20 protein-coding genes and 1 pseudogene are annotated in these 22,287 nt (G+C 45.7%); 7 read left to right on the top strand and 14 right to left on the bottom strand.

Annotated features, from left to right (window positions below; translation table 11 throughout):
• Positions 1 to 62: 62 nt before the first annotated feature.
• Positions 63 to 923: a putative RNA methyltransferase gene (locus ACFFLE_RS03585; RefSeq protein ID WP_380569782.1), complete on the bottom strand. Its 861-nt coding sequence runs from the start codon at positions 921 to 923 to the stop codon at positions 63 to 65.
• A gap of 161 nt (positions 924 to 1,084) precedes the next feature.
• Between ACFFLE_RS03585 and ACFFLE_RS03580 the strand changes: the two genes are divergently transcribed.
• On the top strand, positions 1,085 to 2,431 hold the full coding sequence (locus ACFFLE_RS03580; RefSeq protein ID WP_380569781.1) for a dihydrolipoyl dehydrogenase family protein: 1,347 nt from the start codon (positions 1,085 to 1,087) through the stop codon (positions 2,429 to 2,431).
• A gap of 47 nt (positions 2,432 to 2,478) precedes the next feature.
• Here the strand turns inward: ACFFLE_RS03580 and ACFFLE_RS03575 are convergent, their stop codons facing one another.
• Positions 2,479 to 2,916 (bottom strand): SRPBCC family protein, encoded by a 438-nt coding sequence (locus tag ACFFLE_RS03575; RefSeq protein ID WP_380569780.1) that lies wholly within the window; start codon positions 2,914 to 2,916, stop codon positions 2,479 to 2,481.
• A gap of 145 nt (positions 2,917 to 3,061) precedes the next feature.
• Here ACFFLE_RS03575 and ACFFLE_RS03570 point away from each other — a divergent pair, with 145 nt between their 5' ends.
• Complete coding sequence (locus ACFFLE_RS03570) at positions 3,062 to 3,910, top strand: aldo/keto reductase (RefSeq protein ID WP_380569779.1); 849 nt, start codon at positions 3,062 to 3,064, stop codon at positions 3,908 to 3,910.
• A gap of 86 nt (positions 3,911 to 3,996) precedes the next feature.
• On the opposite strand, the gene ACFFLE_RS03565 is transcribed toward ACFFLE_RS03570, so the two are convergent.
• Genes ACFFLE_RS03565 through ACFFLE_RS03535 form a run of 7 tightly spaced genes read right to left on the bottom strand, consistent with a single transcriptional unit; the run spans position 3,997 to position 12,199 of the window.
• Positions 3,997 to 5,079, bottom strand: a complete 1,083-nt coding sequence (locus tag ACFFLE_RS03565; RefSeq protein WP_380569778.1) for a M24 family metallopeptidase — start codon at positions 5,077 to 5,079, stop codon at positions 3,997 to 3,999.
• Positions 5,080 to 5,113: 34 nt separating this feature from the next.
• Positions 5,114 to 5,470, bottom strand: a complete 357-nt coding sequence (locus tag ACFFLE_RS03560) for a DUF3899 domain-containing protein (RefSeq protein WP_380569777.1) — start codon at positions 5,468 to 5,470, stop codon at positions 5,114 to 5,116.
• Positions 5,454 to 7,451, bottom strand: a complete 1,998-nt coding sequence (locus ACFFLE_RS03555; protein WP_380569776.1) for an ABC transporter ATP-binding protein — start codon at positions 7,449 to 7,451, stop codon at positions 5,454 to 5,456. The genes ACFFLE_RS03560 and ACFFLE_RS03555 overlap by 17 nt, the downstream gene beginning before the upstream one ends.
• 11 nt (positions 7,452 to 7,462) lie before the next feature.
• Positions 7,463 to 8,473, bottom strand: a complete 1,011-nt coding sequence (opp3C, locus tag ACFFLE_RS03550; protein ID WP_380569828.1) for an oligopeptide ABC transporter permease — start codon at positions 8,471 to 8,473, stop codon at positions 7,463 to 7,465.
• 1 nt (position 8,474) lies between these two features.
• Positions 8,475 to 9,404 carry an oligopeptide ABC transporter permease gene (opp3b, locus tag ACFFLE_RS03545; protein WP_380569775.1) on the bottom strand — a complete coding sequence of 310 codons (930 nt, stop codon included), beginning with the start codon at positions 9,402 to 9,404 and terminating at the stop codon, positions 8,475 to 8,477.
• 44 nt (positions 9,405 to 9,448) lie between these two features.
• Positions 9,449 to 11,137 carry a peptide ABC transporter substrate-binding protein gene (locus tag ACFFLE_RS03540; protein ID WP_380569774.1) on the bottom strand — a complete coding sequence of 563 codons (1,689 nt, stop codon included), beginning with the start codon at positions 11,135 to 11,137 and terminating at the stop codon, positions 9,449 to 9,451.
• A 60-nt stretch (positions 11,138 to 11,197) separates the two neighbouring features.
• Positions 11,198 to 12,199, bottom strand: a complete 1,002-nt coding sequence (locus tag ACFFLE_RS03535) for a proline racemase family protein (RefSeq protein ID WP_380569773.1) — start codon at positions 12,197 to 12,199, stop codon at positions 11,198 to 11,200.
• Positions 12,200 to 12,322: 123 nt separating this feature from the next.
• Between ACFFLE_RS03535 and ACFFLE_RS03530 the strand changes: the two genes are divergently transcribed.
• The gene (locus ACFFLE_RS03530; RefSeq protein ID WP_380569772.1) at positions 12,323 to 13,432 is read left to right on the top strand and encodes a M24 family metallopeptidase; all 1,110 of its coding nucleotides are present in this window, start codon (positions 12,323 to 12,325) and stop codon (positions 13,430 to 13,432) included.
• A 164-nt stretch (positions 13,433 to 13,596) separates the two neighbouring features.
• Here ACFFLE_RS03530 and ACFFLE_RS03525 read toward each other — a convergent pair whose 3' ends face one another.
• Positions 13,597 to 15,003, bottom strand: a complete 1,407-nt coding sequence (locus tag ACFFLE_RS03525; RefSeq protein WP_380569771.1) for a sodium/glutamate symporter — start codon at positions 15,001 to 15,003, stop codon at positions 13,597 to 13,599.
• Positions 15,004 to 15,467: 464 nt separating this feature from the next.
• Here ACFFLE_RS03525 and ACFFLE_RS03520 point away from each other — a divergent pair, with 464 nt between their 5' ends.
• The 4 genes and pseudogenes from ACFFLE_RS03520 (at position 15,468) to ACFFLE_RS03505 (ending at position 18,077) form a co-directional block, all read left to right on the top strand.
• Positions 15,468 to 15,938: a peptide-methionine (S)-S-oxide reductase gene (locus ACFFLE_RS03520; protein WP_380569770.1), complete on the top strand. Its 471-nt coding sequence runs from the start codon at positions 15,468 to 15,470 to the stop codon at positions 15,936 to 15,938.
• A gap of 259 nt (positions 15,939 to 16,197) precedes the next feature.
• Positions 16,198 to 16,455 (top strand): cory-CC-star protein, encoded by a 258-nt coding sequence (locus ACFFLE_RS03515; protein ID WP_040105886.1) that lies wholly within the window; start codon positions 16,198 to 16,200, stop codon positions 16,453 to 16,455.
• Positions 16,456 to 16,476: 21 nt separating this feature from the next.
• Positions 16,477 to 17,408, top strand: a pseudogene (locus ACFFLE_RS03510) (ArsA family ATPase).
• Positions 17,409 to 17,561: 153 nt separating this feature from the next.
• Entirely contained in the window at positions 17,562 to 18,077 is a 516-nt protein-coding gene (locus ACFFLE_RS03505) for a cupin domain-containing protein (protein WP_380569769.1), read from the top strand.
• 185 nt (positions 18,078 to 18,262) lie between these two features.
• On the opposite strand, the gene ACFFLE_RS03500 is transcribed toward ACFFLE_RS03505, so the two are convergent.
• The 4 genes from ACFFLE_RS03500 to ACFFLE_RS03485 form a co-directional block, all read right to left on the bottom strand.
• Positions 18,263 to 19,261: a retron St85 family RNA-directed DNA polymerase gene (locus tag ACFFLE_RS03500; protein ID WP_380569768.1), complete on the bottom strand. Its 999-nt coding sequence runs from the start codon at positions 19,259 to 19,261 to the stop codon at positions 18,263 to 18,265.
• Between the two features lie 169 nt (positions 19,262 to 19,430).
• Entirely contained in the window at positions 19,431 to 19,757 is a 327-nt protein-coding gene (locus tag ACFFLE_RS03495; protein ID WP_380569767.1) for a hypothetical protein, read from the bottom strand.
• On the bottom strand, positions 19,741 to 20,649 hold the full coding sequence (locus ACFFLE_RS03490; protein WP_380569766.1) for a phosphoribosyltransferase-like protein: 909 nt from the start codon (positions 20,647 to 20,649) through the stop codon (positions 19,741 to 19,743). The genes ACFFLE_RS03495 and ACFFLE_RS03490 overlap by 17 nt, the downstream gene beginning before the upstream one ends.
• Before the next feature lie 618 nt (positions 20,650 to 21,267).
• Complete coding sequence (locus ACFFLE_RS03485; protein ID WP_380569765.1) at positions 21,268 to 22,227, bottom strand: IS30 family transposase; 960 nt, start codon at positions 22,225 to 22,227, stop codon at positions 21,268 to 21,270.
• Positions 22,228 to 22,287 lie beyond the last annotated feature (60 nt).

Genomic DNA, 22,287 nt, shown 5'->3' with positions numbered 1-22,287 from the left:
TTATCTATCTTGTACCACTCATCCATGCGACCGCCTCCTTCCTGTATGCCTTCCGGCTGCTCTTATTTATGTCCAATCAAAATTTCAAGGTCGAGCGTCACCGTCTGCGCCTGTGTGATGAAATCATCGAGTTCGCCCGGCGCCTGGTTCCAGGCCAGCGGGGACATCCCACAAAGATGCCGCAGGGCCGCTTCATCGAGCGGTACTTGTTCCTTGATATGCACACGCTCAAAAGGCCCGTACTGCGCTTCGAACAATGCCACCGTGTCGGCATTGTCGTACCGCGCCTTATCTGTTCCCTGATAGAGTGCCTCACGCAGTTCCTTCAGATAATCCGCGCCTGGCACAACTTTGATGACACGTCCGCCTGGCGCCAACACCCGATTGAAGGCGTCGTAGCTCGCCGGCGACAGTATATTCAAGATGACGTCGCTCTTGGCATCGGCAATCGGCAGATCCGCCAGATCGCCCACCAGCCACAGCTGTTCAGGATAGTGCTTCGCTGCCATCATGATGCCGTCTTTCGCAATATCGACCCCCACACCGACCGCATCCGCCCCATCGATGTGTGACATAATGCCGGCAAGGTGGGACCCTTCCCCGCTGCCGGCATCCAACACCTTCAAACTTGACTCACCCGTCATCTGGCCCACCGTTTCGGCAATCGCCGTATGCAGTGCCTGATAGAAGCCACTTTCTGTAATAAAGGCATGCCGGTGTTCAAACAACGCCTTGTCGTATTGGGTCTTGACCGGCTTGTTCAGCATATTGACGTAGCCTTGTTTGGCGAAATCGAATGCATGTGCATTACGGCACACGAGTGAGGCCTGCTCCCTGACATGCATATCTGCCCCACATATTGGACATCGGAATATATCCGCATGTCTTCCTGCGAGCTGCGCGCTTTTTTCCTTCTTCTTCATACTACGGCCTCCCGCTTCATTGTGTTAATTTTATAGTAGACGAGCCGCCCGCCTTGTGCAAATGAATATTATCTCAAGGCACATCATTTGTAATCACGTAGGCGCTTATTTAATCTTTAAGTGTGACAGACCAGATTCAAATCAACGGAGGTACGGATACTATGACACGATATGATTACGATGTGACGTTCATCGGCAGTGGACATGCTGCATGGCACGCTGCAATGGCGCTCGTCCAAGCGGACATGAAAGTTGCCATCATCGAGGAGGACACCATCGCCGGCACCTGCACCAACTTCGGCTGCAACCCGAAGATCCTGCTCGAAGGACCATTTGAAGTGCTTGAAGAACTCGGACACTATAAAGGCATCCTCAGCCAAGACACTACAGTCGACTGGCCCTCATTGATGGACTACAAGAAAAAAGTCATCCCACCGATGTCAGAAGGCCTCAGGCAGATGTTCGAACAGCAGGGCATCGACATCCACATGAATCATGGCACCCTGCAGGATGCCCACACCATCGCAGTCGGTGAAGAGACGTTCACGTCCGATAAAATCATCATCGCAACCGGCCAGCACAGCAACGCACTCGACATACCGGGCAAAGAATACACCAGCAACAGCCGTGACTTCATGGATATGGAGTCCATGCCGGAACACATCACATTCATCGGGGGTGGCTTCATCACGGCAGAATTCGCCTCCATCGCCATCAAGACGGGGGCGGAAGTCCATATCATCACCCATTCCGATGAAATGCTCCGTGGCTTCAACCGCAAGCATGTCGGCATGCTCACCAAAAAACTCGAGTCGGAAGGCGTCCATTTCCACTACAATGAAGATACTGCCGAAATCTCGAAGGATGGCGGGCGCTATACATTGCGTACCGAATCCGGTATGACACTATCCACCGACTGCATCATCGATGCCACCGGACGCGTACCGAACGTCGCCGGGCTCGGTCTTGAGAATGCCGGAGTCAGATATACGAAAAACGGCATCCAGACAGACGGCTACCTGCGTACCGCACAACCGAACATCTACGCAAGCGGCGATGTGCTGGACAAGACGATTCCAAAACTCACGCCGACCGCCACATTCGAGTCGGAATACATTGCCGCGCATATCACCGGCATGAATACGGAACCGCTCAAATACCCGGCCATCCCGAATGTACTCTATACACTGCCGCGCCTTGCCACAATCGGCACGACAGTTGCCGAAGCGGAGGAAGATGACGCCCTCACCGTCAAAACGGTCGAGTTCGGCAAACGGCTGTTGTTTGAGTACAAGAACGAAACCGATGCCCAGATGGATATCATCATCGACCAGGACAAACGTCTGGTCGGCGCTGAAATATACGGCAATGATGCAGCTGACTTGGTCAACGTCCTCACTTTCGCAGTCAACCAGAAAGTGACGGCGCAGGACCTCTCTGCCATGATTTTCGCCTTCCCAAGCCCTTCAAGCGGCGTCATCGATATGCTCAAATTCGAATTGTTGTAGCGTACTACCGAAGCGGATGAATGTCATCCGCTTCTTTTTTTATGCCTTCAGCGCCCGGCCATATCGCCAAGCTTCTTCATCTGACGGTCCAGCACCTGCTTGATGACCGGCTTCACCCCTTTAAGCATAAACGCGTATTTCCGCTTTCCGGGATCGAATGTGCTTGTCACCTGCACCATCGTCGTGTGTGCTGTAGCAGAGTCCAATTTAAAAGTTGATACAATCACACCCTGCTTGAGCACGGTCTTCACTTCAACATGCTGGTTCTTTTCATATTCCGTAATCTCAGACCGGAAGCGGTATGTACGGTTCAGCACCTTCAACTTTGTGATGAAGCGGGCGCCGACTCCCCGTTCTGCCTCAGTCAGATAGTCGTTGCCTTCAAAGATCGGGCTCCACGACTTCAATTCCTCATCATCATTGACTATGGTGAACAATCTCTCCGGTGTGCCCGACATCTCTTCTTCAAAATGATACAGTTCCATAAGATTCTGCCTCCCTCTTTTCCCCAATCATACCATTTTTGCGCCCATGACCTGGCACAGCGTGCACATCATTAACGCTCGATTTCCATGCGTGATAAAATGGGGGCTGTATTAAATAAACAGAGGAAATGCGAGGGATAGACAGATGAAGACATTGACAGATACATTCAAATTGCACAACGGCACCGAGATTCCGGGCGTCGGCTTCGGCACATGGCAGACACCAGACGGGGAAACTGCGGTCAACGCCGTCAAGAAGGCGATCGAATCCGGCTACCGCCACATCGATACGGCAGCTGCATATAAAAATGAAGGCAGCGTCGGCCAGGCAATCAGGGAATCCGGGGTGGACCGTAAAGATCTGTTCATCACCAGCAAGCTATGGAATTCCGAACGGGGCTATGAGACGACGAAAGCCGCTTTCGACAGCACTCTGAAAGCACTCGGTACGGATTACCTTGACCTCTACCTCATCCACTGGCCAGCAAACAAGAAACAGTCTGACGACTGGGAAACCATTAACCTCGATACGTGGAAAGCGATGACCGAGCTCTATAAAGAAGGCAAGATCAAAGCCATCGGCGTCTCCAACTTCATGCCACACCATTTGGAAGCGCTCGTCAACACGGAAATCAAACCAATGGTCAACCAGATCGAATATCATCCGGGGTACACACAGGATGAGACCGTCGCCTACTGCAAGCAGCACGACATTCTCGTTGAAGCATGGAGCCCGATCGGGTCCGGCCGCCTGCTCGAAAATGAAGACCTCAAGAAAATTGCCCAGAAATATGATAAATCCGTGGCACAGCTGTGCATCAGATATGTCATGCAGAATGGCATCCTGCCACTGCCGAAATCCGTGACCCCTTCACGCATCGAAGAAAACACACACCTCTTCGACTTTGAAATCAGCGATGAGGACATGAAGCAGATGGACGCGATGGACAACGTCGGATTCTCCGGCATGACACCGGATGAAATGGACCTCTAGATTTCTGAAGCATTATGATGCAGGGTGTCTAGCACCTTGCAGATAACATAATGAACCCCAATTCCATGTGGAATTGGGGTTCATTTTTATACTTCAATAACCACTAATTCTTTTGTTGACGGGGTCAATACTTCGCATCCCTGATCGTTGATGAGCAAGACATCCTCCACCCTTGCACCGCCGACACGAGGCAGGTAGATGCCGGGTTCCACACAGACCGTCATGCCTTTTTCCAGTACTTTATCCTTTTGGACAGAAAACAGGGGCTTCTCGTGTACTTCCAATCCAATTCCATGACCCGTCCCTGTCCCTGACTGCGCATTGTAGCCCGTCTTAATGAGATGCTCCCGCATCAGATGGTCGACCTCGGTGTCCTGCATGCCGGGTTTGATGTTATCCACGCAATTATTGAACGCAGTCAGCACGACATCATGTATCTCCTTCATTTTATCTGACGGTTCGCCCATGGATACGACTCTGGAAATATCTGCCCAATACCCGTCGTAACATGCCCCGAAATCTATAGTGATCATTTCACCTTTCTCAATCTTTTTGCCGGTCGCCCTCCCATGCGGCAGGGAAGACCTTGAACCAGAGGCGACAATGGGTGGAAATCCAGCTGCATAGCCGTTTTCTTTCTTCATGAAATCTTCCAGTTCACCAGCCACTTCCAGTTCAGTCATGCCTACTTTGATGAAGTTTGTAATGTGTAGATAGGCTTCATCCGTAATCCGGCAAGCCTCTCTGATTTTATCCAATTCATCGGGTGATTTGATCATTCTGATGTTTTCTACAATGTCATAGGATGGCACCAACTCACCATCGAACATTTCATCGAGCCACTTATGCAGACCAAAACTGATATGCCGCTCTTCAAAACCCAATTTTTTTATATTTCTTTCGTTGAGTTGACGAGCCACCGCTTCATAGATTTTCCCTTTGTGGCCCGTGTGGCCTGCATGGAGGATTATTTCGAAATCAGTCTGTTGTTTGGCCTGCTCGAAATACCGGTAGTCTGTAACCAATAGTTTTTCATTGCGGGTGATGATCAGCACGCCATTACTGCCGGTAAACCCGGAGAGATACCGTATATTCCAAAGCCCCGAAATCATCACTGCTTCTATCCCAAAATCATCGAATTCCCCGATCAGCTCATCTATTCTGTTCAAATCGATTTCTCCTTTTAATGAAATTCATTTTTTCTCAATACATGGAAACAATAGTGGAAAATACTATAAGTAAGATGCCCATGGACAACACCCATAACCCTGAGCCAGTTCTTCGAAAGTTCCGCTTATCTTTAAGCTCAGCATCCTGCTCCGCAACGAATGTCTCCAATTTCGAATCATGTCTTAAGATTTTCTTGAAGTTATTGAATATCGCATTGTAGACCCCTTTATTCATCATCCACATGAATCCGCCGGCTATGAACAGCAGTAGCCCAACCATGAAAAATAAGTTAAGATATTCTATCGGTATGTTTACGGCAACAGGCAATAATATGAGACAGGCTGCTGCAGTGAGATAAATTAAAACTGTTTTTTTACTTACTGTCTTCAATCCATTCCACCCCTTTACCTTCAACCTGCTCTTGTCTATATGCTTCCATTTCTTTTTCGGTGCATGACACGAAGTGCCCCGGGGTCACTTCCCTCATCTGGCCGGGATCCTTGACCTTCTCCCAGGCGATGTCTTCTTCCTTACTTCGGTTCTTTTCATTGCGCGGATCAGGCACCGGTATGGCGCCAAGCAAAGACTGCGTATATGGATGCAAAGGGTTTTCGAATAGTTCATCACTATCTGCAACTTCCACTAATCTACCTTTATACATTACCCCGATCCTGTCACTGATGTGTTTCACCATCGACAAGTCATGGGCGATGAATAAGTATGTCAGTGCATTCTCATTCTGCAGTTTTTTCAGCAGATTGATTATTTGAGCCTGTATTGATACATCCAATGCTGAAATGGGTTCGTCCGCAACGATGAATTCCGGTTCTACGGCGAGGGCTCTGGCAATCCCTATCCGCTGTCTCTGTCCCCCACTGAATTCGTGGGGGTATCTGGTGGCATGTTCAGAATTCAACCCTACTGTTTCCAATAATGCCTTTACTTTTTCCCTACGTTCTTTCTTATTTTGATATAGACCGTGTATATCCATTCCTTCTGCGATGATATCCTCTACGGTCCAACGTGGGTTCAGAGATGAGTACGGATCCTGGAAAATCATCTGCATCTGCTTATGAAGTTCCAATTTGTTCTTCTCTGCCAGACTCTTGCCTTTAAAATGTATCTCGCCTTCTGTCGATTGATATAAATTGACTAGATTCCGGCCCGTGGTCGATTTCCCGCACCCCGACTCACCTACCAGCCCGAAGGTTTCCCCCTCGTAGATTTCGAAACTCACCCCGTCTACTGCCCTTACTTCGTTTTTCTGGCCTTTATTGAAATGCTGTTTAAGGCCTTTCACTTCCAATAGCTTGTTGCTTCCTATCTTTTTCTCGCTCCGTACTTCCTCATCCTTATCGGATTCAAATATCTCTTCAACTTCATCCTCTACTGCCTTACTCACTTTTTCGTGCAGCAGCCAAGTCGCCGCGTGATGTGTTTCCGTCACTTCGAACATGGGTGGATTATATAGGAAATCTATTTTCAGAGGTGCTTTATTGCGTATCGCAAATGCATCCCCTTCAGGGGGGTTCATCAAATTTGGGGGTGAGCCTGGAATCGAGATCAATGTATCGTGGGAATGCTCCAGATTCGGCATGGCTTTCAACAAGCCTTTGGTGTAGGGATGCTGCGGATTATAGAAGATCTCTTCCACTTTTCCTATCTCCACTATCTTTCCGGCGTACATGACCGCAACCCGATCTGCAATATTGGCTACCACACCCAAGTCATGGGTGATGAATATGATTGAGGTGCCGCGTTCCTTTTGAATTTTCTTGAACAGATCGATCACCTGCGCCTGTACTGTAACGTCTAAAGCAGTCGTTGGTTCATCCGCTATCAGTATTTCGGGATCGCATGCCAATGCCATGGCTATGACCACTCTTTGCTGCATGCCTCCGGAAAACTGATGGGGATATTGATTGATCCTTTTTTCAGGTTCATGTATCCCCACTGAACCCAATATTTCGATTGCCCTCCCTACAGCCTCTTTCTTCGATATTTTACTATGTGTCAAAATCCCTTCTATAATCTGGTTTTTCACGGTCATGGTCGGATTTAAGGATGACATCGGATCTTGGAATACTATTGATATTTCTGATCCTCTCAATTTCCTCAACTTTTTTTTATTATATTTCAATATATCTTCATCTTTATATTTTATATATTCTCCGCTGATTTTCCCCGGAGGTTCGGGTATAAGCCCCATGATACTTTTCGACATCACTGATTTGCCAGAACCGGATTCACCTACAACTGCCAGAGTCTCGCCCTTTTTCAAATCAAAGGAGACGTTCCTGACTGCCTGGACCACCCCGGCATAAGTATCGAAAGTGACATCGAGGTTTTTTACAGAAAGTATTTCATCCAAACTCATCACTCCTACTTTCTCATTTTAGGATCAAACGCGTCTCTCAAACCATCTCCCAATAGATTGAAGCTGATCATGATCAGACTGATTATGATAGACGAGAACATGAGCATATGGGGGTAAATCTGAATCAGTTCAAACCCATCGTTCACTATCGTCCCTAAGGAAGCTATCGGAGGCTGCAGCCCTAAACCAATAAAACTCAAGAATGCTTCTGTAAATATTGCGGTTGGAATAGTGAACATCGTCGTTATTATAATCGGCCCCATTGAATTTGGGATGAGGTGACGCCAGATCAATCTCGTGTCTCCCGCCCCTAGTGTTCTCGAAGCCAAGACGAATTCCTGACCCTTCAGTTTCAGGACTTGTCCTCTTATGATCCTTGCCATATTCACCCATCCTGTTATGACCATCGCCAGTGTAATCGACATGATTCCAGGCTGGAGGATGAGTATGAGCAGAATGATTACAATGAGGTTCGGAACTCCTATAAGGACTTCTATAATGCGCTGCATAACATTGTCTACCCTGCCGCCATAGTAAGCAGAAATACTGCCATAGGTGACACCGATAAGCAAATCCAGAAGCGCAGCCAAAAACGCGATGTACAAGGAGATACGGGTGCCTTCCCATATCCGCGTCCAGACATCCCGCCCGAGGTTATCCGTCCCGAACCAATAATAGCCCTCTACATTCTCCGCTTCGTATATATCAACACCGTTGATATCCGTTCCATTCAAATTCAAGAATGGCACATGCTCTAAAACTGGAACTTTAGGTGGCATGTTGCTTATTTGGAGATTCTGTTCATCAAATTCGTGATCATTCATATAAGGGCCCAAAATGGCGAGGAGGATGATGAGTATGATTAGCACCAGTCCCACTATCGCCCCTTTATTCTGTTTGAGACGACGCCATGAATCTCCCCAATAACTTATTGGCTTTGTCGAAATGACTTCTTTGCCGCTATGCAGCTGATTTTCCACTTCAAACAGATCATCCGTCAATTTATGCTCAGGTATGCTAATTTTTGCCACCTCCAGAAAGTCGGATTCTCGGATCTATAATGCCGTAGAGGATATCGACGATGAAGATGACGACTATGAACAGGAGACTGAAAAATAGTGTAACTCCCATAATTACTGGATAATCATTGGTCAGTATTGAATTTACAAATTGTTCTCCGAGACCTGGGATGCTGAAAATACGTTCCACCACAAGCGTACCTGTCATAAGTGACACAGTTAAAGGACCGATGATGGTGATGATTGGTATCATTGCATTCCGGATTCCATGTTTCCTGATCACCTTCCATCTATCCACACCTTTTGCATGAGCGGTCGTAATATAATCCTGCCCAAGCACCTCGAGCATTTCCGAGCGCATATACCTGGCGATGGTCGCCATTACAAACGCGGCCAGGGAAATTGTCGGCAGGATGGAGTATTCAAATCCGTCCCAAAACGCCACCGGCAGCCATTGGAGTCTCACGCCTATCCAATACTGGAGAAGGCCGGCAAAGACAAAGTTGGGGATCGATAGTCCCAAAACAGCTGCAATCATCGCCGAGTAATCGACCAGTGTGTTCTGCCTTATCGCAGCAATGATGCCAAGGAGCCCTCCAACAACAAGCCCAAGGCCCATCGCCTGGGCCCCGAGTATTGCTGATACTCCTATCCTTTCTCCAATGATGGTGGCTACTGAACGACCGTCGAACTGAAATGAGACGCCCAATTCGCCGACCATTATATTTCCAAGGTACTTAAAATACTGTACCGCCACAGGCTCATCCAAGCCGTATCTCTGATTCAATATTCTTTCCTGGGCTTCACTCAGTCTTTCATCATTAAACGGGGATCCCGGCAATGTCTGCATCAGGAAGAAAGTCAATGATGCGATCAATAAAAATGTGAAAATCATATACCCTAATCTGCTTAGTATATATTTTGCCACTTGGACACCTCCTGGATATCTTCACAGAATCGTTTCATTCAATGTTATTTTTCCATGGTCACCCACTTGAATGAGAATGTATTATCCGGGTGCGCGGTGAAATTATTGACTTCCGGTTTTATGAGCCTGGCGTTTGCTGACTGGTAGATTGGGGAAATCGCCGTTTCCTGATCGATTAGAATGCGTTCTGCTTCCTGCAGGTCAGCAAACCTCTGATCCAGATCGGAAAAATCCGTCTGTGCCTTTTTGACAAGGCTGTCGTACTCTTCATTCTCAAAGTCCTGCCAATTGTAAGGCCCATCAGATAAATGGATATTCAAAAACTCGACAGGATCGCTCAGATCGTTTCTCCAGCCCGAAAATGACATATCGTAATCTTGTTGGCTTTCCAAGTCAAGCTTCTGTTTGTTCGGCTGCTGGTTTATGTTCACCGTTAATCCTGGAAGGTTCTTCTCCCATTGGTTCTTCATATATTCAGCCATGGATTTTCTTTGGTCATCGTCATAACTCAATAACTCCAGAGTGACCGAATCTTTCCCCAATTCCTCCAGGCCTTTTTCCCAGATTTTTTGGGCCTCTTCAACATCAGTCATATTGAAATCACCATATTTCTCCCTGAAATCTTCCCCTTCACTATTTTCAACGAAGTTTTCAGGAACCAGGAAGTATGCAGGTATCGAACCATTCTTCAATATCGAATCTGCCGCTTCTGCCTTATCGTAGGACATATCCAATGCCTTTCTGATATTGCCATTATTCAAATCTTCATTCTGGAAATTGAATCTGACGAAATACACTTCTGTATTTATGTTTGTCGTATATTCTTCACTGTCCGCATACATATCTACAAATTCAGAAGTGAGATTTACAACATCAATATCACCTGTTTCATATAGATTCACTTCAGTTGAAGCATCTTTGGCGACTTTATAGTCGACGGCATCGAGTTCAACCGCATCACTATCCCAATACTCTTCATTTTTGCTCAATACCCAGCCCTGGTCATGATTCCAGTCATCAAGATAAAAAGGACCATTGGAGATGACATTTTCAGGTTCCAATCCATAGTCATCCCCCTGCTCAGCGATGAAGTCTTCATTTTGTGGAAACATGACTGGATTGGTCAGCACTTCCAAAAAGTACGGGACGTTATTATTGAGTTCAACCACTAGTGTTTTATCGTCAGTCGCTTCCACACCGAGTTCATCTACTTTGCCATACAACTCATCGTCAGGATCCTGGATTTCATTGGCATTGACTATGGGTGCCATCAAGTATGCATGTGGAGAAAATGTTTCCGGATTCAATGCCCGCTTCCATGCGTATGTAAAATCATGTGCCGTAACGGGTTCACCATTGGACCACACTGCGTCTTCCCTGATATTAAACGTATAGGTTACGCCACCATCTTCATTTTCCTTCATCTCATAATCTTCAGCCATGCCTTCAGTCAGTTCACTGTCCTGATCCAATCTGAACAAGCCTTCATAAATGTTCAGCATGATTGTCTGGGACAAGCCATCCAAGTTGCCATTCGTCTGGACCGTCGGCAGTTCCCCAGGAGTAGCCATATGCAGTGTTCCGCCACTGGGACCATCAGCAGTGCCTTCAGATTCTCCTCCGTCCCCACCTGAGTCTTTTGCCGACTCTTCTCCGCCTCCCCCGTAACATGCTGTCAGCAATGCGGCCATCATAACGAGCAGAATCATCATAAATAATCTTGATTTTTTCATTTATAACCCTCCATTTTTTAAATATTCTGAACTATAATATTAAAAATTTTTGCCTCTAGGCTACTGCAGCAGAAATCCTTCAGGCATCTCGTCAGACGCTTCCAATACAAAAGTGTGGAAGCCGCTTGTATTCGCTTTTCCGGAGACCTTTGCGATGACTGCCTCGTATTCACCAACTTTCGTTTCAGCGGTCACTTCTCCTTTGAAAATTCCTCCGGTAATGCTCCGGTTCATGAACGCGTCCCCTCCCCCGATGGTTGAATCATTAAAGAGTTGGGCTGCTTTCGCACTCGTACCCGTGCCGCACGGGGAACGGTCAATTTGCTTGTCTGCAAAAATCGTGACGTTCTGCCACGTTCCAGGTTCTTTCAATTCTTCCGAAAAGATGACGCCGTAGATGCCGTTCAAGTCTTCCTCGAGTGGATGCTGGATGGTATATTTTTTCTCGACTTCCGCTTTGATCGCGGCACCCCAGTTTTTAAATTCCGTCAGATTCTCACGCCTTTGTGTTAAATTTAGAAGACTGTTGTTAAGAAACACATAAAATGCGCCTCCAAAAACCACATCGGCGTTCAGCTGCTTCCCCTCAATATCCAGAGTGATATCTTCCAGATAGACGAATGAAGGGACGTTTTCAAACGTAACCAAAAGTTCGCCATCTGCGTCATATTGCGCCTGGGCAATGACTTTTCCTGCCGGGCTGTCTATCACAAACCTTCTCTTATCGGAATTGTCCCCGCAGGCGCCCGTCTCGATCATCACAGTGACGACCGCAATGATGCCGTGCCCGCACATCGTGCTCCATCCTTCGTTATGCATGAATAGCACGCCGAAGTCAGACCCCTCCTCAGCCGGCGGTGTAATGATGCAGCCGTACATCCCTTCATGCCCCCTTGGTTCATTCATCAAAAAATTTCGGATACCGTCCAGGTGCTCGATGCAGTAGGCACGGCGTTCCAGCTGTGTCTCTCCTTTAATGGTTGGCAACCCGCTCATGATGATCCGAAGCGGCTCTCCTGCCACATGCATGTCGATGGTATTGATCATTCTTTTGAAGTTCAATTCATTCCCTCCTTTTCCTTGTTATAGAGTATAAAGAAATTTCCGTGCCATAATTTTCCGGTTAGACGCATTGCCTGCTTTTCGATATACTGGAAAGAATCAAAATTTTGGAGGACTACTACTATGACCATTGATTACACATCCAGAAAAAATGCACTGATTTCCAATCTTAAAGAGCAGGCGGTTGACGCCGCACTCATCACTGATCCGTCAAACATCTATTATATGACCGGCTTCTTTGCCGATCCCCATGAGCGCTACATGTCGCTCTTCATCGATGTAGAAAGTAAGGAAACGCACCTTTTCCTTCCGGCACTCGATAAGGATGCAGCAGAAATTGCGGATGCAGATCACATCATCCCGATTTCCGATGAAGAAGATCCATTCGCCATCATAAAAGACACCATCAAAAGTGACGTGAAGACAATGGGAATCGAGACGAATGTCGTCACTGTCGCCCACCACAATGGACTGAAAGGTGTCTTCCCTGAAGCACGCTTCACCGATATCCAGGAAGCTTTGAACCTGCAGCGGACATTCAAGAGCCGTGAAGATGTGGACGGCATGAAAGAAGCCGTGCGCATCATTGAAACCGTGCTCGCAGAAGGCCTCAAAACCATTAAAGCAGGCATGACCGAAGCCCAGCTCGTCGCCCAATTCGAATACTTGATGAAAGTCCATGGCGCTGCTGGCCCATCATTCTCTACTATGGTCCTGGCCGGCGAGAAAGCTGCACTGCCGCACGGTACCCCGGGCGACAGAACGCTTGAAAACGGTGATTTCCTGCTCATCGATTTTGGTGTCATCACTCATGACCGCTACTGCTCTGACATCACACGCACCTTCATCATCGGCGAAGCGACCGACAAGCAGACAGATATCTATAATATCGTCAAGGCCGCTACTCAAGCCGGTGTTGACGCCGTCAAAGCTGGCGTACCACTCAAGGAATTCGACATCGCAGCGCGCAGCGTCATCGAGTCCCACGGCTACGGCGAATACTTCAATAACCGCGTTGGACACGGCCTCGGCATCGAAGTCCATGAAGCGCCGTCCATCCATCACTTGAACGAAGATGTCGCCAAACCCGGCATGCTGTTCACCATCGAGCCCGGCATCTACATCCCAGGCTACGGCGGTGTCCGCATAGAGGAAGAAGTGTACATCAACGAATCGGGAGAAGCGGAAGTCCTCACCACTTTCCCGACGGAACTGCAGACGATACAGATCTGAAGCTCAAGATTTTGGTTCCCCGCACCAAGAAAGAAATAAGCTTCAACACGGCCCATAAATTGCACAATAAAACCGCTGATCTAAATAGATCAGCGGTTTTATTGTGAAATGGTTTCATCTAATATTTGTTCATAAGCAATGATTATTCCGAAATCCTGGAGCGATTATTCCGCCCTTTTCTTCCCGAAATAAAGCAGACCCATAAGCAACCCAATCAGCAGCATGACCGAGGCGAATATCAGGAACGGTATCGGGCCGAACTGGAAGATGAGCGGTGCGGATAATGCAGTGACGAGCCCGCCGCCAAGAAACGGTTCGAAGACCAGCTGCTTGTAGCCGAAACCTTCAAGTGCAGGCGATTCCGTCTCGGGGTCGGCCACACGGATCAGCATCAGACCGGTGGCTGTCACCCCGGTCGACTGGCCGAAGTCCCCGATGGCACGCTCCAGCCAGTAGTCCGGAATCATCCTTGGACCGAATACAAAGAATCCGAAGACGTTCCATACGATGCCGGCTAATGCCAAGAGTAGGAACGGCACCAGATATTCACCCAGTACCGCCAAGGAAACAGTCGCAATCGCACTGGTGATGAGGATATCAAGGGCAAATCCTTGTATAGTCGTAATCATTTGCCTGTCTACGAGGCGGGCTGTATCGTATTTGTCCACGAAGAATTGGACCGCCAGTCCCCCAAACATCGCCAATGGGAACAGTGGGACGTATGTCATGAAGTCCGAGCCGAATGAGACAGCTTCCAGCCATTTGAGACCTTCTAGCAGAAGATAGCCGATAAAGATGGCAAGGCCCACTATGGCAAAATGGAAAGTAAGTGTTTCAATGGATTCGGCGCGTACCGTCTTTTCAGGACCGGAACCACGGTCTTCCTCTTCGACGATGCCCGCTTTCTTCGTAGCTGACATTCCTTTTACATCGCTGATGATTTTCGTCTTGTTCCGGCGGACCCCCCAGTTGATCAGGATGATACCGAAGATCACCCCGCTCAGGATACCGACGGTGGCCATGCCGACAGCGAGATCATAGGCCTCAGGGAACCCAAGCTCTGCAAACGTTTCCTGTAAACCGGCTGCCGTACCGTGGCCGCCCTCAAAACCGATTTCAACAAGCGCACCGATAAACGGCGGGATGTCATAAAACGGCACCAGCACCAGAACTGTCAGCAGTAGACCAATGACGTACTGCCCCCAGCCAAGAGACCAGCCGAAGGCCAATTGTGGTCCACCCACATTCCATATCCGCTTCACATTCGGTAAAACCGTACCGATGAACAGCGTCGCAAACACGACGTTGATCATGAGACCCGGGAGTGACGACCAGACTTCCATAATTTCTTCCGTCAATATTCCTGTTGTCCAGAACGAGTCTTCCCCGACAAAGTTCCCAGCAATCCGTCCGAGTACTCCCGGACCTAAAAACAATGCCACGAATCCTCCGATGACGGACGCCGGGAGGAAAAGATTCTGCATCAATTCCACGCGCATCCGGATCCATTTTCCGATCAGGAGGAAAATCCCCAGACAAAGCAACGCAAATCCAATATGTTCCGGACTCATAATTACACCCCTCCCAATAAATTAAAAAAAGTATAATCATCGCATATTACTTTTTGTAAACAATAGCTATTATTACCCTCCTCTTCCCGACAATGATAATATGGAAACGTGAAACCAATGACAAAATGGATGGGCATGTGAGTAATAATCGTTACAACCGCAAAATCGACCCTGAAAATTTCGAGGAGGCTTTCCTAGGGGAAAGCCGAAGTCCATATATGACCAGTGCATTGCGGACTTCAAACCCATCATCACCCTCGACCAGCTCGAGAAGATGGTGCATGGCTACAACCAGGGGTCGAGCGGTATAAGCTGGAGCACATCTCCCACCTCAGGGAGCATCGACATTATCTGCGGCGCAATCAGAGTGGTGAGAGGGCGTTGAGCGTCTATTTCAACTCGGCAGCCCACTCATCCTGGAGTTTCCGAGAAAAGTATTCAAGTGACTGAAAGGAGCAGCTTATATGGAGACCGTATACTTGGCCGGCGGATGCCTATGGGGCGTCCAGGCCTTCATCAAGACCCTGCCTGGTGTCATATCTACAGAAGCTGGTAGGGCAAACGGCACCAGTGACACGCTCGAAGGCGTGTATGACGGCTATGCCGAGTGTGTAAAGACCGAATTCAATCCGACCGTCACATCCATCGATCGATTGATGGGCCATCTGTTTGAAATCATCAATCCATATAGTATCGACCGCCAGGGGGAAGATGTCGGCAGAAAATACCGAACTGGATTATATAGCGAAGACCCGATGCATCTGGAAGAAGCGGAAGCCTTCATACAGCAGAGGGAGGATCACGCGAAAATCGCCGTCGAAGTCCTTCCCCTTACACACTATGTAAGAAGTGCAGACGAGCACCAGGATCGACTGGAGAGATGCCCCGATGACTATTGCCATATCCCGAAGGAATTATTGATGAAATACCGATGAGTCCCTCTGTCACTACTGGCGGAGCCCACCTCCTTCTATCCACACCGTATTTCCAAAGATAATGATGTTATAATACAAGTAATAAATAGGAGGCTGTACATGAAACACAGAACCTCCAATCTATGGCAGTAGATTTGGGGTTTTATTTGGTGTATTTTCTTCGCCATCTGGATCGTCATTACGTCCATCCAGGCACTTACCGGCAAGTTCGATGATGAACTCGCGAAGCACCGCAATGACGAGTAAGGAGGGATAACCCATGCTCGACAATATCAAGAAGTTGATCCGGTACTACGAGGAAGTGCTCGAAATGCCGCACCGTACGGAGGTCGCCAGGGAGCTGAGGGACCAGGATGACCTCTTCCTGCTGCTCCTCTACTCCGAGATGATCGGCATACCGAATCCGGTCTACTACTACACGCTGGAACTGTATCCGCACATCATCGAGGACTTCCACGACTGGCATCTCCGCATGGGGATGGACAAGTCGCCGCTGACCGGCATCCGCTGCTGCTGACTATACTAAAGGAGCATATCCATGAGCATTCATACAAAGAAGATCCTGTTCATCGGCGGCAAGGGCGGGGGGGCAAGTCTACGTCCGCTGCCGCCATTGCATGGCAACTCGCAAAATCAGGGAAGAAGACGCTGCTCGTCTCGACCGATCCGGCCCATAATCTCGGGCACATCTTCTCGCGTGACATCGGCGGGGAGACGGTGGAAATTGCAGAGAACCTCCATGCGCTTGAGATCGACCCGGAGCATGAGACGAAGAAGTACATTGACTCTGTAAAGGAGAACATCAAGGGCACCGTCCAGTCCAGCATGATCGAGGAGGTCAACCGCCAGCTCGATACCGCCCAGGCCTCACCCGGTGCGGATGAATCGGCGCTGTTCGACAAGCTCGTCTCCATCATCCTCGAGGAGGAAGGTGAATACGACCACCTCGTATTCGACACCGCCCCCACCGGTCATACGATAAGGCTGCTCACACTGCCGGAGCTGATGGGCGTGTGGGTCGAGGGGCTGCTGAAGAAGCGGCAGAAGACGAACGAGAACTACACTCAGCTGCTGAATAACGGGGAACCGGTTGAGGACCCGATCTATGATGTTCTGCTCACCCGGCAGAACCGCTTCTCACGGGCACGGGAGATCATGCTCGAGTCCGGCAAGACGGGGTTTATATTCGTCCTGAATCCCGAAAGACTGCCGATTCTTGAAACCAAGAAGGCTGTGGGTCTCCTCGACAAGTATCACCTGCATGTGAAGACGCTCATAATCAATAAGGTGCTGCCTGATGAAGCCGACGGCACCTTCCTCGCCCAGCGGCAGGAGCATGAGCAGCGGTATCTGAAGGAGATTGAAGATACCTTCACGAATCAGAACCTCATCCGCGTGCCCCTGCTCCCCCATGACATCACGACCATCGAGGAGCTCGACCCGTTCAGCGCGTATTATGAGATGGACTGAAAAATAAGAGGAGCCTCCACCACTGTGGAGACTCCCATATGTTGAATCTATTGGAGCAGAGCAATCTGCTCCTTTTTTATGGACTTATGATGTAATGGTTAGTTTCAGTCAGAAGCGGTAAAAGTATAATAATGAATATATGGAGGGATGAAGATGAAACGCACTGAAGAGATTGAAGTCATTACAATCAAGGTCGAAGACGACAGCAAGATACCCAACCACCCCGACTTCCCCCTGCTGATCTATAAGAACGTGTTTGAAGATGGAGACGATATTCCCGCCATCCTGAATTCCAATGACTGGTCCGGGGAGTGGCTCGGCTCCGTCCACCCTTTCCACCACTACCACAGCAACACCCACGAAGTGCTTGCGGTCAAGGAAGGACATGCCACACTGCAGCTTGGCAGTGAGCAGGGTGAGGTGGTAGAAGCGGAGAAAGGCGATGTCATCATCCTCCCAGCCGGCTATGGCCATAAAAAGTTAGAAGCAAGTGACGATTATGCGAACTACGGTGCCTACCCCGGTGGCCTCAGTTTTGACATGTGCTATGGAGAACCTGAAGAGCGGCCTGAAAAGTTGGAGAATATAAAGAAGGTTCCAAAACCTGAGTTTGACCCAGTGTTTGGTCAAGGTGGATCGTTATTCGATTACTGGAGAAATTCATTCTAATAGCATAAAGTGGAACTAGTTGGATTGAAATCCTTCTTTAACGCTGTCAATTGAAAGTAAGAAAAATTCATAGTTGCTAATAGAATTATTCATAATTTTTTATTGAGTTATTACTAAAGCAACAATTAACGGTACTCTCTAAAAAGCTATAACATATATGTTTTGAGCAACTTATAAAACCCACATTATCTCTTGTCCCATATTTCCAAAAATTCATTTAAATAAAAATTTCCTTTTTTTGAATCTACCATTTTTAAAAAATTTATTTTACCCAATATATATTCTCTATAATTAGAGACAAAAAACTTGTCATTAAAAGTTAAATGATTTTCCATCCCTCTCGTTCTAATATAATATAGTTCTTGCCTTAATTGTTTTATATACTCTTTTGGTACAGAAACTTTATCATTTACAACTAACCCTGTTACTTCTTGTCTTGAATAATAAGGTTGAACTCTAGTTTTTTCTTTTTTAATTTCAAAGCCTTCATCATTCAGTATTTCAGAAATTACCTTTATAGATTTATAAACTTCTTTCGAACCCGAGAGTGTTATATCATCAGCATATCTGGTATATGTAAGATTATTTTTTTGTGCATATGCTTCAATACGATTATCCAATTTTATTAAAATAAGGTTAGAGATATGGGGGCTTGTAGGAGCTCCTTGCGGTAAATAATTATTAAATGTACATAGATTACTTAATGTTAGGGATACTTTCTCGCTATATCCTATAGATTTAAAAAGAATAAATACCTTTTTATTATTTATATTTTTAAAAAAATCTTTAATGTCAATATTCAAAACATACTCTTTATTTATATGTTCTTTAGCATTATCCACTATTGAAATATTTTTTTTGAATCCTTTTGCTTTATGATGAGCTTTTAACTTATATAATATATTATCAAGTATCCATCTTTGACAATGCATTAACACTGGGGATGGTTTGCTTATTTCTCTCTTTCCATTCCTCTTCTTTGGAATAGAAAAAGTTGTCATATGGTTTTTTGGTGAAAAAAGCACACTGAAAAATTGATCTTCATTTATATTTATTAATCTTGCTAAATGAATATTGTCAAAAATCACAGGGACTTCTTTTTTATTTAAGTTTTTAACATACTCTAATATCTCTTCCTTATGGTCGTGTTTCCTCAAATTTTTTTCTAGTTCAATAATATCCATATCCAGAACCCCCATACTTACCAAAAACTGTATTTGTTTTACGTCAAGAGTAATTACTCTTGACACAATAAATTGCTAAATTTATTGTAGCAAGTCATCTTGGTTTTCAGATGACTTGCTATAATGGTTTAGAACCATTAAATTAAACGAAGACGACTCGTCTTCTTTTCTAAGCATGGAAGTTATCCGGAATATAGATTTCACTAATTCCTAACGGTGAATCATTAGGAATAATAGTTTCATTATAACTTTCTTTCTGTATAAAATCTATCTTATCATTATACTTTTCGTTTAAATACATTTTAGACTTGTTAGTAAGGTTATAACTTTCATCTAGTAAATTTTCTTCAATCATTATTTCTAAAAATTTGTTTATTTGCTCTTTTTCAAATCCTAATATACTTCTAATTTCGTATTTTTCACCTATCCCTCCCATTTCTTTGAAATATAACAATACAATATCTTTCTTATATTCAATTTTATTTTTTTCTTCCATATGACATCTTCTTCCTAATATCCTGTATTGGATTTATTTCTCGTTTCCTCTCAAATGGCCCCTTATATCCTCTATTTTCCCACCATAAGGATGCTAGAGTGTTATTAGGTGTATTTCTATAAGAGCCAACGAGAAGCATTGATCTATCATATCCTAAGATATAATTCTTACTTACTTTTATCTTATCTCTCTCTAGTCTTTTTACTTGATTATAAAAATTAGAATCTAAGTAGAGATTCTCAATTAAGTTACAAGTATAATTATAAACATAAAATTCGATATGAAACTCTTCATCTATATAAGTCTTTTTTATTTCCTCTTCAATTTCTTTGCGTAATGTTAAAATTATGAAGATGAGATTTTTGCCATGTAGATTAAAATTTCTTTTAAGCTCCTCAATAAAATTTTTCAATGTGTTACCTGAGCCTACAAAGTCGTCTATAAAAACTATACTATTCTTACCTTCTAGTATTTTTTTGTATTTTTCAAGCAATGGATTTTCTTCATATTCCGTAGTGAATAATATATGATGAAGATTAAGCACATTTTGATTCGGCAAATTAAATTCGTCAAGAAATAAACTCAATATATGAGATGAGCTATTGTACTTAGCCTGTTTATCTGTGATATTTGAAAAAATTATTTTTACATCAGTACTTATGTTAGACACAGTGATTCCTATATAGGGTATAAATTGTTCCTTAATTTCTCTCTTAGAAAAATAAGTGAATTGGTACATCAAATTCTTAACAATATTCTTAGTATCTGCGTCTATATTGGCATTATTGAAAAAGTTTCTTATATTACTCTCTAAATGAGGCTTATCATCGTCTCTATCTTCAAGTTTTAACTTTTTCAATATTTTACCTATATTGTAAGTATCTTTATCCATAATTAATTTTCATCTCACTTAAATTATAATCTTAAAATACATAATATTTATAGTGAAGAACAAAATATGTTTGTACATTGTAAGCTACTCAATAAATCAAGATGAAGTAAAACTTAGTTTATTTGAGGGCTTGAACGACGTAAAAGTCTTTCCTTCTACCATCGTCTACCATATATAACTATTCTCATCTGTAGTAAGCGTCAGTTCATATTCAATTGCTTCGGACTGATTCATTATATCGTGCTCGAGAGTCGCTTCACTTTAGTAACTGATATACCATTCACCCATCGCGATCAATTGGTAGTTGCTTCCATTATACTATAAACACCCCTCCGAAAAGAATATGTTGGTTGAATTTAATACAGCTGATTAGTCCCGTTTTAGCGAGCATAGTCAGAAGACATTACTAAAACACACGATTTATAGTTGATCGTGTATGTTCTATGGAAAGTTCCTCACATAAAAACCTCACTAACCTATACATGGACTCTCACACTTAGGCGGAGAAGTATACGAATTTAAATATCCTTCTCTATTCAAATCATATTTTGGCAAGATATTGCATTTTATTCTTTACGTATAAACGCGATTGCCCTTTGGAAATCATATTTTCGTTTGTCAAAATAAGCTAGACAGTTCTTTCTCACCCATGTAACCCAAAAAGACTTCCAATGGTGTACGATAGTTCAATGATTTTCTTGGGATATGGTTTCTTCTGGCGGCAACCGATGAGATAAAAGCTTGGTCGACCGTGTTGAAATCCATATCTTTAGGCAGGCCATCCCTTCTGAGCAAGCCGTTGGAATGTTCGTTTAATCCCCGCTGTGATGGTGTGCCCGGATCGGCAAAGTAGATGGATAGATCATTTCGATTGCTCATCGACTGCCAGTTGGAGAACGCCTTGCCACAATCGAAGGTGATGGATTTGAATAGGTTTCTAGGCATCTGTTGACACCATGTATTAATGGCAGACTCAATATCCAGTGCGGTTCTGCCTTTGGGTTTTAATGTGATGATGGCTTTTGACAGACGCTCAACCAGCGTGATGACCGCACTCTTGTGACGGACACCGACAAGGGTGTCGCCTTCGAGGTGGCCGAACGCTTCATTGAAAGTGGGATAGTCATCCACTCTTTCAGAGATATTACGCCTGAAGGCTTGTCTGCCCCGGCGTTCCTGACGGCCATTCGGTTTTCGCTTGCCCTGCATTGGCAGCTTGGCCGCATCAAAGGTTTCCCGTTTGAACATCCGATACAGCGTGCGACCCGAGCAGTCAATTGGCATCTCCTGCCGGCCGACGATCACATCCGGTGTCCAGCCCTGAGCGACCTTCTCTTCGATGTACTTCTGTTGACTGGTCGGCAAGACACTTTGTTTTCTACCACATCGCTTCTTATTTTCTTTATAGCGCTGATAGTAGTCGATGGCGGTGTGCCCGGCCTTGAAATGCTTGATGACATTGTGGATAGTCTGCCGGGCACGTCCGAGCCGTTTCGCAATCTGAGCCACGGTAGTTCCGTGTCGGAAATAGGCTTCTATGAATACTAATTCATCCGTGGTAATATGGGTGTCGGTCATGCATGATCACTCCTATGATTTCTTTTGTCGGAAAACCATTTTGAGTGTATCATGTGTGAC

The sequence above is a fragment of the Salinicoccus siamensis genome, assembly GCF_042429615.1.
In the GTDB taxonomy this organism is placed as follows: Bacteria; Bacillota; Bacilli; order Staphylococcales; family Salinicoccaceae; genus Salinicoccus; species Salinicoccus siamensis.
Note: the sequence above shows the minus strand (reverse complement) of the source record. Positions and strands in the feature narration are given on the sequence as shown.